Here is a 15306-nt window from a genome sequence, read left to right on the forward strand (position 1 = left end):
AGGCGGCCTTATGGAAAAGTTGGCGTTCCTTAGTTGCATTTCGCCAATGCGTCAAGCTCCGGCTTGCCCACGACTGTGACGGGCGTTTCACATAAAGGCCGGAATTCAGCCTATAAGCGGTCGGACAGGGACATTTCAAGCCGGAGTCGCCCGCCTCCGGTTAAAAAAATCAAGGACCGAGCCCGCCATGCTTCGCCCGTCACATGCCGTTGTCGCCATACTTGTCGCCGCCTTGCCAACATCAACCCTTGCCGCCGCGCCCGCAGCCACCGCACAGTCCTTCAAGGGCGAATACACGGTGTCGTTCCTGGGCCTTTCCGTGGCCAAGGCGACATTTTCCAGCCACTACGAAGGCGATAGCTATTCCATAGACGGCACCATCTCCAGCGCGGGTCTCGCCACCTTGTTCGACGACACGAGCGGCACGATCTCGTCAAAGGGCAAGATCCTGGGCAAGCAGATGCAGCCGCAGGTATTTCGCGCCGATTATAAGTCCGGCAAGAAGGCTTCCATGGTCGATATCCGCTTTGCCAATGGCGCGGTGACCGCCACCCAGATCATTCCCGAGCCGAAAAAGCGCAATCCCAAAAACTGGATACCGCTGGGCAGCAACGATCTGGCATCGGTGCTCGATCCGATGGCGGCTACCGTCATCCATGCTGACAGCCTCGACCAGGTCTGTGGGCGCAAGGTGAAATTCTATGACGGCGAGATGCGCGCCGACCTGACGCTGACCTACGCCTCGAAAGGATCGATCTCGGTCAAGGGCTACAAGGGCGACACCGTTACCTGCAAGATGAGCTTCGAGCCGGTGGCAGGCTACCGCAAGGGCCGCAAGGCGCTGAATTACCTGAAGAAGAAGAGCCAGATGATGGTGACGTTTGCACCGCTCGGCCAAACCGGCATATATGCGCCGATCCACGCCACGGTCGGGACGCAGATCGGCACCTTGACTGTCAGCGCGGGGCGGTTCGAAGCTACTGAATAGACGCGCCCACCCGAATAGAATGGGGCGAGTCGCCGGAGACGGGCATGGGGCGCGCAACACTGATCGGTTTCTCGGCGGTCGCCATGTGGGCGCTGCTGGCGTTGCTCACCGATGCGTCGGGCGCCGTGCCGCCATTCTTGCTCTCGGCCATCACCTTCACCATCGGCACCGCGGTCGGGATGGCTGCCCGGCTGTTCATGCCGGCGGCCGATAAAAGCCTGAAGATCCCACGCCAGGTCTGGGTGATCGGCATTGCCGGACTGTTCGGCTACCATTTCTTCTATTTCACCGCGCTGCGCAACGCGCCGGCGGTGGAGGCAAGCCTGATCGCCTATCTGTGGCCGCTGCTGATCGTGCTGGGATCAGCGCTGATGCCGGGCGAGAAGCTGGCCTGGAACCATGTCGTCGGCGCGCTGCTCGGGCTCGCCGGGACCGTGCTGATCGTCACCAAGGGTGGCGGCCTCGCCTTCGATGCTCGCTACACCTTCGGCTATGCGATGGCGGCCGTCTGTGCGCTGCTGTGGTCGTCCTATTCGCTGCTGTCGCGGCGCTTTCCGGCGGTGCCGACCTCGATCGTCACCTGGTTCTGCGCCGCCACGGCAGCCCTGTCCCTCATCTGCCATCTTCTGCTGGAAAAGACGGTGCTGCCCGATGGCCCCGGCCAGTGGCTGTCGGTGGTTGGTTTGGGGTTGATGCCGGTGGGTGCCGCCTTCTACGCCTGGGATATCGGCGTCAAACGAGGCAACATCCAGGTGCTCGGCGCGGCAAGCTATGCGGCGCCACTGCTGTCGACATTGGTGCTGATCGCGGCGGGCGTTGCCGAGCCGTCGCTGCGTATCCTGGCGGCCTGCGTGCTGATCACCGGCGGCGCGGCGCTGGCGGCGAAATCGTTGTTCCTGCGCAAGGCGGCAACGGGTGGAGCAAGCGCATGACGATGCCGTTTGCCGGCGGCATCGACGCCAATGCCAACGCCACATTGATTTTTTCGCTGGTGGCGGCGGTGATCTACGCCCTCACCCTGGATATGCGGCCGACGCTGGCCCGCTCGGCGGCAAAGACGCTGTCCGTGGCCATGCTTGCGGCGCTGGCCTTCATGCAAGGTGGGCAGTTGTTGCTCGTCGCGGCGCTGGCGCTCAGCGCCGTCGGCGACGCCTTCCTGTCGCGTGACGGCGAAAAGGCCTTCCTCGGCGGGCTGGCCAGCTTCCTTGCGGCGCATGTCCTCTATGTGCCGCTTTTCCTGCGCGGCGGCGGCGGGCTGGATGTGCTCAGCACCGAGACATGGCGCGGCGCCATCGCGCTTGCCATGGCGGCCTTCGCAGTCGTCATGCTGGCGGCGCTCTGGCGCCGTGTCAGTCCCGGCCTGCGGGTGCCGGTCGCCGTCTATATCGCGGCCATTCTGGCGATGGGCATCTCGGCGTTGACGCTCGACAATCCGTGGGTCATCGGCGGCGCTGTTATGTTCATGGCATCGGACGGGCTGCTTGCCGCGGAGAAATTCCTGGTTCCGGCAATAGCACCCTATCGCGCCGGCATCCGTTATGCGGTCTGGGTGCTCTACTATGCCGCCCAGCTCTGCATAACTCTTGGTTTTCTTCTGGCCTAAGGCTGCCAGCCCGGCTCGGCCATTTCAAACGCGGCGAAGTCGAAGCCCGGCGCCACGGTGCAGCCGACCAACGTCCATTCGCCGAGGCTGCGCGCCGATTGCCACCAGCCGGCCGGCACGACGATCTGCGGCCGCTCGCCCGCCGCAAGTTCAATGCCGAGCACCTGCTCGATCACCTGGTTAACCTTTGGACTGCCTTCCTCCCAGATTGACAGCGCCAGCGGTGCTCCGGCATGGAAGTGCCAGACCTCGGCCGCGTCCTTGACCCGGTGCCAGGCCGAAATCTGGTCCTGTTCGAGGAGGAAATAGATCGCCGTCGAATGGCCACGCGCGCCACCGGCGCCGTCGCGAAAGGTCTCGGCATACCAGCCGCCTTCCGGATGCGGCTTGAGGCCGAGCGTGGCGATGATTTCAGCGGCGCTGGTCATGGCTGATCCCGGTACGATGCTCAGAAATTGTCCTTGCGCTTGCGGATTTCCGCGAACACTTCGGCGTCCGGGGCCGCCTCCATACCGAGATGCTTGCGGATCGCCGGGTCGTGCCAGCGCAGGAACGGATTGGTCGACAATTCCTCGCCGATCGTGGTCGGCAGCGTCGCCTTGTTGTCGGCGCGCAGGGTCTCGATTTTGGCGGCGCGTTCCCTGAGCGCCGAATTGGTCGGGTCGACGGTCAACGCAAAGCGGGCGTTCGAAAGCGTATACTCATGGCCGCAATAGATGACCGTGTCCGCCGGGAGTGCGGCGAGCTTCTTCAGCGACTCATACATCACCGGCGGCTTGCATTCGAACAGCCGGCCGCAGCCGAGCGCGAACAAAGTGTCGGCGGTGAACGCCACTTTCGAGGCCGGAAAATGATAGGAGACATGGCCCGCAGTGTGGCCGGGCGTGGCGATGACATCGATCCGCTCGCCGCCGAGATGGACGACCGAGCCTTGCCCGACGGTCTCGTCGATGCCGGGGATCTTTTCCTTTTCAGCCTCCGGTCCGACGATGCGCAGCTTGAAGCGCTCCTTCAGCGCCAGATTGGCCTCGACATGGTCGACATGGTGGTGGGTGGTCAGGATCATCGTCGGCTTCCAGCCGGTACGCTCGATCGCGGCAATGATCGGCGCTTCTTCGGGCGCGTCGATAATGGCGGTCTCGCCGCTTTTCGGGTCATGCACCAGCACGCCGAAATTGTCGCTGCGGCACATGAACTGTTCGATTTCGACGGGCATTGGCATCTCTCCATCTGTTGGCGCAGACATAGGGCGCTTGGCCGCCGATGTCACTCTAGCTTTGCAGAACGTGCCGGCTTTGTTGAACTTGGGCGGCATCGCAGCTACCGTCCCGCGCATGCATTCCGATATCGTCGATCTCCGCTCCTTCTATTCGACCACGCTCGGCCGCCTGGCTGAACGCTCGATCACCATGGCGCTGTCCTCAATATGGGCAACAGTGCCCAATGAGCGGCTGGTCGGGCTCGGCTATACCTTGCCGTGGCTGGAGCGGTTCGGCACCGATGCCGAGCGGGTGTTTGCCTTCATGCCTGCTACGCAAGGCGCCGTCGTCTGGCCGGCGAACGGGCCGACGGCTACGGCGCTGGTCTTCGACGAGGAACTGCCGCTGGTCGATTCCTGCATCGACCGCATGCTGCTCGTGCATTCGCTCGAACATGTCGAAAACCCGCGCGAGACGCTGAACGAGATCTGGCGGGTGCTGTCGCCGGCAGGGCGCGTCGTCATCGTCGTGCCCAACCGGCGCGGTGTCTGGGCGCGGTTCGAGCACACGCCGTTCGGCAATGGCCGGCCGTTCTCGCGCGGCCAGCTGACAGAATTGCTGCGCGAGGCGAATTTCACACCGGCTTCCTGGTCCGACGCGCTGTTCTTCCCGCCATCGCCGCGGCGCTTCATGATGCGGTTCCACAATGTGCTGGAGCGCGCCGGCCGGCGGTTCTGGCCGATCTTTTCCGGCGTCATCGTGGTCGAGGCGCAGAAGCGGCTCTATCAGGGCGTGCCGGTCGCGCAGCGCGCCTCGCGCCGTGTCTTCGTGCCGGTACTGTCACCGCACGGTGCGACGCGGCTTGGCCGCCGGGCGGAAGGGGTGACATCGACGACGCGTCAGGTGACACCTTCGTGATCATCATGAAAACTGGTGTTGCGTGGGTTTTTCCCACCTATCTGTCGCAGATGCATTCGCGGTCCGTTTGAGCGGCGGATGCCTTCAAGTCTCTCCATCTGGTTTCAGCAACGCTTCTGAACGCAAGGACCTCGTGCATGGCTGATCAACCGGACAAGTCCGCCACCGTTCAGCCGGTAACCGTCGAAGCCAGCAGCCTGCGCGATCAGGTAGCGACGATCAAACGGGCGCTGATAGGCTCACCGGTGCGCAAGTGGCTGGTCTGGACGTCGGTCGGCATTATGGCGGTCATCGTCGCGACGTCGATCGGCCAGGTTCTGCTCAACCGCTGGAACCAGCCTTTCTACGATGCGCTGGCGCGTCGCGACATGGCGGCCTTCCTGCATCAGCTGATGATCTTTGCCGTGATTGCCGGCACGCTGCTGCTGCTCAACATCGCTCAGACCTGGCTCAACCAGATGATCCGGCTGAAGCTGCGCGAGGCGCTGACGCTCGACCTGATCGACCAATGGATGCGGCCGGCGCGGGCCTTCCGGCTCGCCAATGCCGGCGCCATCGGCGTCAATCCCGACCAGCGCATGCAGCAGGATGCCGCGCATCTGTCCGATCTGTCGACGGACCTCGGCGTCGGCCTGCTGCAATCCTTCATCCTGCTGGTGTCGTTCGTCGGCGTGCTTTGGCAACTCTCGTCGGGCTTCGTCTTCCACATCAACGGCTGGTCGCTGGCGATACCGGGCTACATGGTCTGGGCCGCGTTCCTCTATGCCGGCATCGCCTCCTGGCTGAGCTGGCTGGTCGGGCGGCCGCTGATCCGCCTCAACAGCGACCGCTACACCCGCGAGGCCGAGCTGCGTTCCGGGATGGTGCGCGTCAACGAGAATGTAGACGCCATCGCGCTCTATCACGGCGAAGCCGATGCCAAGAGACGGCTCGAAATCGACCTTGGCACGGTGCTGGGCGCGATGCGAAACATCTACAAAGCGCAGATCAACCTTTCCTGGGTGACCGATACCTATGGCTGGATCACCGTGGTGGCGCCGATCCTGGTTGCATCGCCGGTCTATTTTTCAGGCGACATCAGCTTTGGCGGGTTGATGATGGCGGTCGGCGCCTTCAACCAGGTGCACTCGTCGCTGCGCTGGTTCATCAACAATATCGGCGGCATCGCCGACTGGCGCGCCACGCTGATGCGCGTTGCCGACTTCCGCATTGCGCTCGATGAAACCGATGTGTTGCACGACAAGGAAAAGCGCATCGAATTCGGCGATAACGCCAATGGCAGCCTGACCTTCGAGAAGCTCCAAGTGGCCTCGCCGGAGGGCTGCACCAAACTTTCAGGCAGCCATGTCGAGATCCATCCCGGTGAGCGCGTCATGATCACCGGCGACCCAGGCGCCGGCAAGACATTGTTCTTCCGCGCCATTGCCGGCCTTTGGCCCTGGGGCAGCGGGCGGATCGGCTTGCCGGCCGGAGAAACGCCGATTTTCGTGCCGCGTGTTCCGTATTTTCCTGCCGGCACGTTACGCGAAGTGCTGCATCCAAATGGCTCGGCGCCGGCTGGCGATGCTGATTTTGGGGCGGTGCTGGCCGAGGTCGGCCTCGAGCGGCTGTCATCCTCGCTCGACCGTTCCGCACGCTGGGAGCGTGAACTCAACGATGACGAACAGCGGTCGCTGGCCTTCGCCAGGCTGGCCTTGCGGCAGCCGAAATGGGTGATCATCGACGAAGCGATGGACGCGTTCGATGGTCCTTCGCTGCGAAGGGTACTGTCCATGCTGGAGAAACGCCTGCCGGAAACCGCGATCCTCAACATCGGGCGCGGACTGCACAATGGTCATTTCTTTCCACGCGCATTGAACATCGTGAAGGATACGGGTGCTGCGCCACTGAAACCCGCCCGAGTCAGGACCGGCGCCATCGACCCGCCGCCGAAAGCGGCCGTGCGGCGAAAGAAGTAGAAGGGGCTTTATTTCGCCGCGATCGCGGCGAAGATTCACGGGTCGAAACATCCGTGGTGCGGCCATGCTCGATGCGCTCAGCCTGCTTGCCTGCCTTGCCTGCACCACGCCCGTGGCTGCCCCGGCCGTTGCCGTGGATGTCGAACTGGTGCTGGCCGTCGACATCTCACAGTCGATGGACGAGAGGGAGTTCGCGCTGCAGCGCGCTGGCTATGTCGAGGCGCTCAGGCATCCCGATTTCATCAAGGCCGTGCGCTCGGGAACCACCGGGCGCATCGCGCTTGCCTATTTCGAATGGGCGGGCGTCGTGCGCGAGGATGGCGTCATCGCCTGGCAGGTGATCGACAGCGCAGAGAGCGCCAACGCCTTCGCCGACAGAATAGAAGCGCGGCCGTTCCGCAGCTTTCGCGGCACCTCGATTTCCGGTGCGCTTGCCTTCGGCGCCGGGCTGTTCGAGGGCACGGGGTTCGATGCGCCACGCAGCGTCATCGACATTTCCGGCGACGGTCCCAACAACACCGGGCTGCCCGTCGCCACGACACGCGATGCGGCGGTGGCCAAGGGCATCGTCATCAACGGCCTGCCGATCCTGATCAGCCCGTCGCCGACCTTCAGCCATCTCGACCAGTATTATGACGACTGCGTCACCGGTGGGCCCGGCTCCTTCGTTTTGCCGATCTATGTGGCCTCGGAATTCGCCACCGCCATACGCCGCAAGTTGATCCTGGAGGTGAGCGGCATCGCCGATGCGACCGTGGTCCCGATCGATGCCGCCGCACCCATGGACTGCCTGCAGGGCGAACGCGACCGGCGGCTATATTCCGACCCATATCTGCCGGAACTCGACAAATGAGGTTTGAGGCAGTTCGGAGGGGAAAGCCGCTGCTCGGCTTGTCGGCAAACTTCAGGCCGGCCGTGCACCGTATTTGTCGCGAAATTCGGCATAGAGATCGCGGCGCCAGCGCCGGCCGCCGACATAGCCACGCAACAGCTGCGGCAGCGAATAGCCAAGCGCCTTCGACGACCGGTTGGCCATATAGCCGGAGAACGCCTGCGAAACCCTGCCCTTGAGTGCATCGGCGATGAGCTGCCGGGCGATCATGTAAGGCGGAATGTAGGGGTAGCGGTCGGCGATATAGGGGTGCTTGTCGATCAAGCTCGCATAGGCTTCGACATAGCCGTCCCGGCGACCGGAGATCGAATTCTCCGAGTTGTACTTTTTCCAGTCGATCACTTCGGACAGCTGCGCGCCGCTGCGACGGGCAAAGCGCAGCAACAATTCGCGATCCTGCATGCGCGTGACGTCACTGTCGTAGCCGCCGATGGCCAGCAGCGACTCGCGCCGGGCGGTGATTGCCGACCCGGCAATGAAGATGGTCTGCGCGACAAGGGCCCGCTCCAGCGAGTCGCGGCTCAGCAGCGCCTCGCGGTTGACGCAGTTGGTGCGGCGATTGCCCTTCAGCGACACGAAGGAACTGATCAGCACTTCGAGCGAGGGATTGTTGTCGAACTGCTCCAGCGTCCGCGCCAGGCGATCCGGCAAATAGACGTCGTCGGAATCGAGGAATGTCACCACCGGCGCCTGCGCCCGCTCGATGCCGGCATTGCGGGCGGCATTGGCGCCGCGCCATTTCGAGCCAACATAGATCAGCCGTGGATCGCGGATTTCGGCAAGTGCGGCTGCCGTACCGTCGGTCGAGCCGTCATCGACGACAATGTGTTCGAACCGGGGAAAATTCTGCGCCAGCACGCTCTCCACGGCGCGCACCACCTTGCTGCGGCGATTGTGCGTCGGTGTGATCACCGAGATCAGCGGAGCGAGGTCGGTTGCCTTGGACATGTTGCTTCGATTGTGCCCCCAAATGCCTGGAGGCCGGAGGTTTTGATGGTCGCCGTCCAAGCCTTACCCGGGATGGCATTCGATTTCGACGCTACAAAAAACCAGCGGCAATGTCATCACAAACTGTTGAGCCAGGACGCCGGTAAGCCGGCCGATTACTCCAGACGTAATCGACCGATGGCCATCATGTCTGCAGATTGCGCCAACGAAGCCGGTCGTCGGGCTTCGATCTCACAGGGAGTTCAGCCATGGCCGCCTACGCCGTCGCCCATATGCGTCAAGTCACAATGGGCCCGCAGATTGTCGAGTGTCTGCAGAGGATCGATGCCACATTGGGCCCGCAGATTGTCGAGTGTCTGCAGAGGATCGACGCCACATTGGAGCCGTTCGGCGGCCGCTTCCTTGTCCACGGCGGCGACATGGACGTGGTCGAAAACGAATGGCCCGGGCATCTGATCGTCATCGAGTTTCCGGACAGGGCGCATGCGTGGGGCTGGTACGATTCATCAGCCTATCGCGAGATTCTGGCCTTGCGCACCGACAACTCCCACGCCGATGTGATCATCGCCGATGGCGTTCAGCAACCGCACAAGGCGACGGACGTGCTGGAATAGGGGCAAACTACCGCTTCAGCAAGAACACCGCTTGCTGGCCGAAGAAATTCCAGAACCACCATGGCATCGACAGGCCGATCTTCTGGCCGTTGCCGTCGAGCGCGGTGGCTTTCTCGACCGAAGCGCCGAGTTCCTCGACCAGATTGACGAAGTCGCGGATGGTGCAGAAATGGATGTTGGGCGTGTCGTACCAGGAATAGGGCAGGTCCGCGGTCACCGGCATCCGGCCATTGACGAACAGCGACAGCCGCACCCGCCAGTGGCCGAAATTGGGGAAGGAGACGATGGCGCGGTTGCCGATTCGCAGCAGTTCGTCGAGCACCAGCTTCGGGTTGCGGGTCGCCTGCAGCGTCTGTGACAGGACGACGAAGTCAAAACCCTTGTCCGGATAGAATTCGAGGTCGGTATCGGCATCGCCCTGGATGACCGAGAGACCGCGCGCCACGCATTCATTGACGCCGCGCTGTGACAGCTCCAGCCCGCGGCCGTCGACCTGCTTGGTCTCCTGCAGGAGTTCGAGCAGCAGGCCGTCGCCGGAGCCGACATCGAGCACCCGCGACTGCGGCGGTATCAGGTTGGCCACGACTTCGAGGTCGACGCGCTGGCTGCCATTGACGCTCATGAGGCGAGCCCCCTTGCGCGGGCCGCCGAGCCGATGAAGCCCTTGATGGCGGCAAACAGTTCGGGTTCATCGAGCAGGAAGGCATCATGGCCGCGGTCGGTGTCGATCTCGACGAAGGAGACGGAGGCGCCGGCGGCGTTGAGCGCATGCACGATCGAGCGGCTCTCCTCGGTCGGGAACAGCCAGTCCGAGGTGAAGGACACCAGGCAGAAGCGGGTCTTGGTCCCGGCAAAGGCATCTGCCAACCGGCCGCCATGGTCGGCGGCGAGGTCGAAATAATCCATCGAACGGGTCATGTAGAGGTAGGAGTTGGCGTCGAAGCGGTCGACGAATGTCATGCCCTGGTGGCGCAGATAGCTTTCGATCTGGAAATCTGCGTCGAAACCGAAGGTCAGCGCTTCGCGGTCCTGCAGATTGCGGCCGAATTTCCGATGCAGGGCGGCTTCCGACAGATAGGTGATGTGGGCGGCCATGCGCGCCACGGCGAGCCCCTTTTCCGGGCGCTTGCCGTGCTCGAAATATTTGCCGCCATGCCAGTCCGGATCAGCCATGACAGCCTGGCGGCCGACCTCGTGGAAGGCGATGTTCTGCGAGGAATGGCGTGCGCCTGTGGCGATCGGCAGGGCCGAGAAGACGCGCTCGGAATAGCATGACGCCCATTCCAGCACCTGCATGCCGCCCATCGAGCCGCCGAGCACGCAAAACAGCTTTTCGATGCCGAAATGGTCGACCAGCATCAGTTGCGCCCGCACCATGTCGCGGATGGTGATGATTGGCAGGTCGAGGCCGTAGGGCTTGCCGGTGGCGGGATTGGTCGAGGCCGGACCGGTGGAGCCGAGGCAGCCGCCGATGACGTTGGAGCAAATGACGAAGAAGCGGTTGGTGTCGATGATCTTGCCGGGACCGATCAGCACTTCCCACCAGCCGGGCTTGCCGGTCACCGGATTGGTGCTGGCGACATGCTGGTCGCCGGTCAGCGCGTGGCAGACCAGGATGGCGTTGGTGCGGGCATCGTTGAGGGCGCCATATGTCTGGTAGGCGATCTGGAACGGCGACAAAAGCGTGCCGGCGTCGAGCTTCAGCGGCTTGTCAGGGCCAAAACGCAACACCGGGCTCGACGGGCTGTCGGCCTCGTTGTTGGTTTTTGTAGCGCGGAGCGCGGCCATGTGACTCTCCTTGCCCGCCGTCAGGCAATAAAAAAACCGGCAATGCGATCGCAAAGCCGGTTACGTCACGCAAACGGCCCTTTAGCGAGTTGTTTAACGTGGCTGCAAGCCGACCGGCCAAATCACCACGGAACTGTTGCGTTCTTCTAGAACTCGTGCGGCCCGGCGTCAACGGCCAGCTATGCCCGCCTCTCGACATTCGCGGCTACGGCTTGTATTTCCGCTGCGGCCTCCGGACGGAGGCATTCTGGATGGATTTGCGACATGGACAAGACAGCGGGCAAGGCACGGCCGACGCCCCGCGCGGGCATCATGGACATCGACGCCTATGTACCAGGCAAGAGCACGGCACCTGCCGGCGTCGCCAAGGTCCATAAATTGTCGTCGAACGAGAACCCGCTCGGCCCGTCGCCGAAGGCGATCGAGGCCGCGCGCGAAGTGGCCAGCAAGCTTGATGTCTATCCCGACGGCACCGCCCGCCGGCTGCGCGAGGCGATCGCCGAGGTGCACGGCCTCAACCCGGCAAACATCATCTGCTCCAACGGTTCCGACGAGATACTTGGCCTGCTGGCGCAGACCTATCTTGCGCCAGGCGATGAGGCGATTTTTACCGAACATGCCTTCATGGTCTACAAGATCTACATTCAGTCGGCGGGGGCCAAGCCGGTTGCTGTGAGGGAAACCGAGGAGCGCGCCGACGTCGACGCGATCCTGGCCGCGGTGACGCCGCGGACCAAAATCATCTTCCTCGCCAATCCCAACAACCCGACCGGCACCTATCTGCCGTTCCAGGAGGTCCGCCGCCTGCATTCCGCGCTCCCGGGCAACGTGCTTCTGGTGCTGGACGCGGCCTATGCCGAGTACGTCAGGCGCAATGACTATGAGGCAGGTATCGAGCTGGCGGGCAGCGCGCAGAATGTGGTCATGACCCGCACCTTCTCCAAGCTCGGCCTTGGCGGCGCGCGCATCGGCTGGATGTATGGCCCACTGCACATCGTCGATGCCATCAACCGTGTTCGCGGCCCTTTCAACGTTAACGCAACAGCGATCGAGGCCGGCATTGCCGCCATCCGCGACCGCGCCCATGTCGAGCGCAGTTCGTTGCACAACGAGACCTGGCTTACCTGGTTGAATGAAGAACTGACGAAGCTTGGGCTGCGCGTGACGCCCAGCGTCGGCAATTTCGTCCTCATCCACTTTCCCGACGACAAGAAGCATTCGGCTGAGGCGGCGGACGACTACCTCACCCAGCGCGGCTATATATTGCGGCGCGTTACCGGCTATGGCTTTCCCAATGCGCTGCGCATGAGCGTCGGCACCGAAGAAGCCAATCGCGGCGTCATCGATGCCCTCACGACATTCCTGAAAAGCTGAAACAATGACTTCACCGATGTTTGAAAAGATCGCGCTGGTCGGCATCGGCCTGATTGGCTCGTCGCTGGCCCGCATCATCCGCCGCGAGGGCCTGGCCCGCCATGTCGCCATCGCGACGCGCAGCCCGACCACGCTGGCACGGGCGAAGGAGCTCGGTCTTGGCGAGAGCTACACCACCGACGCCAGGGAAGCGGTCCGCAATGCCGACCTGATCATCGTCTCGGTGCCAGTGGGATCGTCGGGCGAGGTGGCGCAAGAGATCGCGCCGGCGCTGAAAAAGGGCGCCATCCTCACCGATGTCGGTTCGACCAAGGCCTCGGTCATTGCGCAAATGCAGCCCTATGTACCGGACGGCGTGCACTTTATTCCGGGGCACCCGCTGGCAGGTACGGAGAAATCGGGCCCGGATGCGGGTTTCGCCGAGCTGTTCGAAAACCGCTGGTGCATCTTCACGCCGCTGCCGGGAACCGATCCGGCCGCGCTGGAAAAGCTGTCGGAATTCTGGCGGCGCTGCGGCTCCAACATCGACACGATGGACCCGCAGCATCATGACATGACGCTGGCCATCGTTTCGCATCTTCCGCACATCATTGCCTACAACATCGTCGGCACGGCCGACGATCTGGAATCGGTGACCAAGTCGGAAGTGATCAAATATTCGGCTTCCGGTTTCCGCGACTTCACCCGTCTGGCCGCCTCCGACCCGACCATGTGGCGCGACGTGTGCCTGCACAACAAGGATGCCATCCTGGAAATGCTGGCGCGCTTTTCGGAGGACCTCGCCTCGCTGCAGCGGGCGATCCGCTGGGGCGACGGCGACAAGCTGTTCGACCTGTTCACCCGCACCCGGGCCGTTCGCCGTTCGATCATCGAGGCCGGCCAGGATATCGACGTGCCGGATTTCGGCCGGCAGGCGGTCGAGCACCCGGTGAAAAGTTAAATCTGTTTCAGACGGGCCAGGTCGCCGCGACCATGGCCATTGCCTCGTCCCTGTTTGGCGCCCCCAGCCGGCCGCCGAAGCGCTGGCATTTGAGCGCGGCCGCCGCGCTGGCAAAGCGCAACGCCTGCTCGATCGGCATGGTTTCCGCCAACGCGACAGCAAAGGCGCCGTGGAAAACGTCGCCGGCGGCCAGCGTGTCGACCGCCTTGATCTTCGGCGCCGCGATGTGGCGCACGCATCCGGCGGACCGGTCATGCCACCAGCTTCCCGCGGCGCCGCCGGTCACCGCGACAAAGGCGTCTGTGCGGCTGGCGAGGTCGGCGCAGGCGGTTTCGGGATCCAGCGCGTGGTCGCAGATAATGCGTGCAGCCGTCTCCGAAGCGACGATGTGCGAAGCCAGCGGCAACAGACGCTCCAGCACCTCCAGCGGCGCCGTGTCGGCGTCGAGGATTGCCGGGCAACCGGCGTCGCGCGCGGCGGTCAAGGCAAGAGCGGCGGCGCCCGGCCAGCGCACATCGACCAGCACGGCATCGAAGCCGGAAAGATCGGCGACAGGCACCGCCTCGGGGTCGGCCTGCGCCTTTGGGTCGTAGAAGGGCACGATGATGCGCTCGCCATGAGCGTCGACCAGGATCGCGGCCAGCGCCGAGCGGGCGCCTTCGACGCGGCGGACAAAGCGGCAATCGACGCCCTCGGCCTCGATGCCGGCCAGCAATTGGTCGCCGACGGCATCGTCACCTGCACTTGCCCACAGGAACACCTCGGCGCCGAGACGGCGGGCGGCGCAGGCAGCACTTGTCGCCATGCCCGAGGCGATCTGGATGCCGTCCGAGGCGATGAACTTGCCCTGATGCGTGGGCAGGGTTTCGACGCGCAGGATGGTATCCAGCGTCAGCGCGCCAACGCTCAGCAGTTTCACCGGTCGGTTCATGCGTCGGCTTGCTCGAGCATGATCTCTCCCCAAAAGCCGTTCCCGCTCTTTGCGATCATGCTCTATCTCTTTGTTTTAACGCAATTCCGGACGGAAAACCGCTCACACTTTTCCTGGAATTGCTCTAATCGAGCGGCTTGATCTTGCCCAGCGGAATGAAGCCGAGCGAGACCTTGCCCTTCACCACCTTGAGCGGCATCGACGGTTCGTTGCCGAGCAGCGCCAGACCGGCAAAGCCTTGCTCGATCTGGCTCTTCTGCTCGGGGATTGCGGTGGCGAGAATTGCCGCCACGGCTTTGGGATCCTGCAGCTTGATCGTCAGGTCGGCATTGACCTGGCCGTTGGCGTCGACCGACACCGGGCCGGAGACGGTGATGCGCGCGGTTCGCGACGACAGATCGAGCTTGTGGATGTCGACCGCCTGGCCGCGCAGGCTCCTGGCCTGCGTCTTCATCAGCGCGACGCCGTTCTTCAGCGTCGCGTCGCCGCTGCCGTCGAGCGGCGGCAGCACGCGCCCGCCGATCGCGTCGGCGTCGATCTCAAGATCGGTGAAGCTGCCGACGTAGCCGATGTCCTGGCCGTCGGGTCGCAACTCGCCCGCCGCGGTTCCGGCGCTGAACAGTGAAACCGGATCAGTGTCGTCGGCCGGATCCGTCTGGCCGGACAAGCTCTCCGCCTGCAGCGAAATGCTCCGGGGCAGGGGCCAGGAGAGCTTGGCATTGGCCTGCAGATTGTCCCAGTCGATCCATAGCGGCGCCATCCCCAGCACCGAGGTGCGCAGCGGCCCACGCAACTCGGCGGCAGGCGACAAAGGCCGGATGAGCTCTGCAACGAAGTTGAAGCTGCCTGCCGAGGCGGCAACGTTCCTGGCGTCGTCCTCGTAAGCCAGATTGTCACAGGAGATGGCAAAACTCAGGGGGTAGCCGCTGACGGTGAGGTTGGCGCAGCCGGCCTCGATGCCTTTGTCCTTGAGCGAGGCCACCGCCTTGTCGGCTTCGCTGCTGACGCGACCGGCGACATAGAACCAGACCGCGCTGTAGACGCCGAACAGCATAACGACCAAGGCAGCGAGCCACATCAGCCGGCGGCGAAACTTCGACGGACGCTCGTCACTTGACGTCATGCTGCGGCTTTCATTAACGCGGGCGTGTTG

The 15306-nt window shown here is 63.6% G+C and carries 16 protein-coding genes and 1 riboswitch; of the genes, 9 read left to right on the plus strand and 7 right to left on the minus strand.

Features of this window, described 5'->3' with window-relative positions:
• The first annotated feature begins 187 nt into the window (after positions 1–187).
• The 3 genes from ACYG9R_RS14565 to ACYG9R_RS14575 are packed head-to-tail and all read left to right on the plus strand — an operon-like array spanning position 188 to position 2591.
• Positions 188–988, plus strand: coding sequence for a DUF3108 domain-containing protein (locus ACYG9R_RS14565; protein ID WP_023824975.1), 801 nt, complete (start codon positions 188–190; stop codon positions 986–988).
• 44 nt (positions 989–1032) lie between these two features.
• Positions 1033–1920 (plus strand): aromatic amino acid exporter YddG, encoded by an 888-nt coding sequence (gene yddG, locus ACYG9R_RS14570; RefSeq protein WP_023824974.1) that lies wholly within the window; start codon positions 1033–1035, stop codon positions 1918–1920.
• Complete coding sequence (locus ACYG9R_RS14575; RefSeq protein ID WP_023824973.1) at positions 1917–2591, plus strand: lysoplasmalogenase; 675 nt, start codon at positions 1917–1919, stop codon at positions 2589–2591. Before yddG ends, ACYG9R_RS14575 begins: the two co-directional genes overlap by 4 nt.
• On the opposite strand, the gene ACYG9R_RS14580 is transcribed toward ACYG9R_RS14575, so the two are convergent.
• Positions 2588–3019, minus strand: coding sequence for a cupin domain-containing protein (locus tag ACYG9R_RS14580; protein WP_023731081.1), 432 nt, complete (start codon positions 3017–3019; stop codon positions 2588–2590). The two genes, ACYG9R_RS14575 and ACYG9R_RS14580, sit on opposite strands and share 4 nt — an antisense overlap.
• A gap of 20 nt (positions 3020–3039) precedes the next feature.
• Entirely contained in the window at positions 3040–3807 is a 768-nt protein-coding gene (gene gloB, locus ACYG9R_RS14585) for a hydroxyacylglutathione hydrolase (protein ID WP_023701385.1), read from the minus strand.
• 118 nt (positions 3808–3925) lie between these two features.
• Between gloB and ACYG9R_RS14590 the strand changes: the two genes are divergently transcribed.
• From ACYG9R_RS14590 to ACYG9R_RS14600, 3 genes are all read left to right on the plus strand, one after another.
• The gene (locus tag ACYG9R_RS14590; protein ID WP_023670688.1) at positions 3926–4708 is read left to right on the plus strand and encodes a class I SAM-dependent methyltransferase; all 783 of its coding nucleotides are present in this window, start codon (positions 3926–3928) and stop codon (positions 4706–4708) included.
• A gap of 137 nt (positions 4709–4845) precedes the next feature.
• A complete protein-coding gene (locus ACYG9R_RS14595; protein WP_023731080.1) occupies positions 4846–6666 on the plus strand; it encodes an ABC transporter ATP-binding protein/permease in 1821 nt (606 codons plus the stop codon).
• A gap of 64 nt (positions 6667–6730) precedes the next feature.
• Positions 6731–7519, plus strand: a complete 789-nt coding sequence (locus ACYG9R_RS14600) for a DUF1194 domain-containing protein (RefSeq protein WP_023673296.1) — start codon at positions 6731–6733, stop codon at positions 7517–7519.
• A 51-nt stretch (positions 7520–7570) separates the two neighbouring features.
• Here ACYG9R_RS14600 and ACYG9R_RS14605 read toward each other — a convergent pair whose 3' ends face one another.
• Complete coding sequence (locus ACYG9R_RS14605) at positions 7571–8506, minus strand: glycosyltransferase family 2 protein (protein WP_023673297.1); 936 nt, start codon at positions 8504–8506, stop codon at positions 7571–7573.
• A gap of 248 nt (positions 8507–8754) precedes the next feature.
• Here ACYG9R_RS14605 and ACYG9R_RS14610 point away from each other — a divergent pair, with 248 nt between their 5' ends.
• Complete coding sequence (locus ACYG9R_RS14610) at positions 8755–9120, plus strand: DUF1330 domain-containing protein (RefSeq protein WP_023824708.1); 366 nt, start codon at positions 8755–8757, stop codon at positions 9118–9120.
• 7 nt (positions 9121–9127) lie between these two features.
• On the opposite strand, the gene metW is transcribed toward ACYG9R_RS14610, so the two are convergent.
• Complete coding sequence (gene metW, locus ACYG9R_RS14615) at positions 9128–9742, minus strand: methionine biosynthesis protein MetW (RefSeq protein ID WP_023673299.1); 615 nt, start codon at positions 9740–9742, stop codon at positions 9128–9130.
• Positions 9739–10908, minus strand: coding sequence for a homoserine O-acetyltransferase MetX (metX, locus tag ACYG9R_RS14620; protein WP_023694040.1), 1170 nt, complete (start codon positions 10906–10908; stop codon positions 9739–9741). The genes metW and metX overlap by 4 nt, the downstream gene beginning before the upstream one ends.
• 61 nt (positions 10909–10969) lie before the next feature.
• Positions 10970–11047, minus strand: a riboswitch (SAM riboswitch).
• A gap of 125 nt (positions 11048–11172) precedes the next feature.
• On the opposite strand from metX, the gene hisC reads away from it, so the two are divergent.
• The gene (gene hisC, locus ACYG9R_RS14625; protein ID WP_023824707.1) at positions 11173–12282 is read left to right on the plus strand and encodes a histidinol-phosphate transaminase; all 1110 of its coding nucleotides are present in this window, start codon (positions 11173–11175) and stop codon (positions 12280–12282) included.
• A gap of 4 nt (positions 12283–12286) precedes the next feature.
• Positions 12287–13222 carry a prephenate/arogenate dehydrogenase family protein gene (locus ACYG9R_RS14630; protein ID WP_023731076.1) on the plus strand — a complete coding sequence of 312 codons (936 nt, stop codon included), beginning with the start codon at positions 12287–12289 and terminating at the stop codon, positions 13220–13222.
• A 7-nt stretch (positions 13223–13229) separates the two neighbouring features.
• Here the strand turns inward: ACYG9R_RS14630 and ACYG9R_RS14635 are convergent, their stop codons facing one another.
• Together ACYG9R_RS14635 and ACYG9R_RS14640 are read right to left on the minus strand one after the other, a co-directional pair.
• The gene (locus ACYG9R_RS14635) at positions 13230–14153 is read right to left on the minus strand and encodes a sugar kinase (RefSeq protein WP_023731075.1); all 924 of its coding nucleotides are present in this window, start codon (positions 14151–14153) and stop codon (positions 13230–13232) included.
• Between the two features lie 124 nt (positions 14154–14277).
• Positions 14278–15276, minus strand: coding sequence for a DUF2125 domain-containing protein (locus tag ACYG9R_RS14640; RefSeq protein ID WP_023824706.1), 999 nt, complete (start codon positions 15274–15276; stop codon positions 14278–14280).
• Positions 15277–15306 lie beyond the last annotated feature (30 nt).

The sequence above is a fragment of the Mesorhizobium sp. RSR565B genome (assembly GCF_054719465.1).

Excerpts from the sequence above, each read along its gene's own strand:
- gloB (WP_023701385.1), bottom strand. The coding sequence starts at position 3,807 with ATGCCCGTCGAAATCGAACAGTTCATGTGCCGCAGCGACAATTTCGGC.
- ACYG9R_RS14575 (WP_023824973.1), top strand. The coding sequence starts at position 1,917 with ATGACGATGCCGTTTGCCGGCGGCATCGACGCCAATGCCAACGCCACA.
- ACYG9R_RS14630 (WP_023731076.1), top strand. The coding sequence starts at position 12,287 with ATGACTTCACCGATGTTTGAAAAGATCGCGCTGGTCGGCATCGGCCTG.
- ACYG9R_RS14635 (WP_023731075.1), bottom strand. The coding sequence starts at position 14,153 with ATGAACCGACCGGTGAAACTGCTGAGCGTTGGCGCGCTGACGCTGGAT.
- ACYG9R_RS14580 (WP_023731081.1), bottom strand. The coding sequence starts at position 3,019 with ATGACCAGCGCCGCTGAAATCATCGCCACGCTCGGCCTCAAGCCGCAT.
- ACYG9R_RS14590 (WP_023670688.1), top strand. The coding sequence starts at position 3,926 with ATGCATTCCGATATCGTCGATCTCCGCTCCTTCTATTCGACCACGCTC.
- ACYG9R_RS14605 (WP_023673297.1), bottom strand. The coding sequence starts at position 8,506 with ATGTCCAAGGCAACCGACCTCGCTCCGCTGATCTCGGTGATCACACCG.
- metW (WP_023673299.1), bottom strand. The coding sequence starts at position 9,742 with ATGAGCGTCAATGGCAGCCAGCGCGTCGACCTCGAAGTCGTGGCCAAC.
- hisC (WP_023824707.1), top strand. The coding sequence starts at position 11,173 with ATGGACAAGACAGCGGGCAAGGCACGGCCGACGCCCCGCGCGGGCATC.
- metX (WP_023694040.1), bottom strand. The coding sequence starts at position 10,908 with ATGGCCGCGCTCCGCGCTACAAAAACCAACAACGAGGCCGACAGCCCG.
- ACYG9R_RS14595 (WP_023731080.1), top strand. The coding sequence starts at position 4,846 with ATGGCTGATCAACCGGACAAGTCCGCCACCGTTCAGCCGGTAACCGTC.
- ACYG9R_RS14600 (WP_023673296.1), top strand. The coding sequence starts at position 6,731 with ATGCTCGATGCGCTCAGCCTGCTTGCCTGCCTTGCCTGCACCACGCCC.
- ACYG9R_RS14565 (WP_023824975.1), top strand. The coding sequence starts at position 188 with ATGCTTCGCCCGTCACATGCCGTTGTCGCCATACTTGTCGCCGCCTTG.
- yddG (WP_023824974.1), top strand. The coding sequence starts at position 1,033 with ATGGGGCGCGCAACACTGATCGGTTTCTCGGCGGTCGCCATGTGGGCG.
- ACYG9R_RS14610 (WP_023824708.1), top strand. The coding sequence starts at position 8,755 with ATGGCCGCCTACGCCGTCGCCCATATGCGTCAAGTCACAATGGGCCCG.
- ACYG9R_RS14640 (WP_023824706.1), bottom strand. The coding sequence starts at position 15,276 with ATGACGTCAAGTGACGAGCGTCCGTCGAAGTTTCGCCGCCGGCTGATG.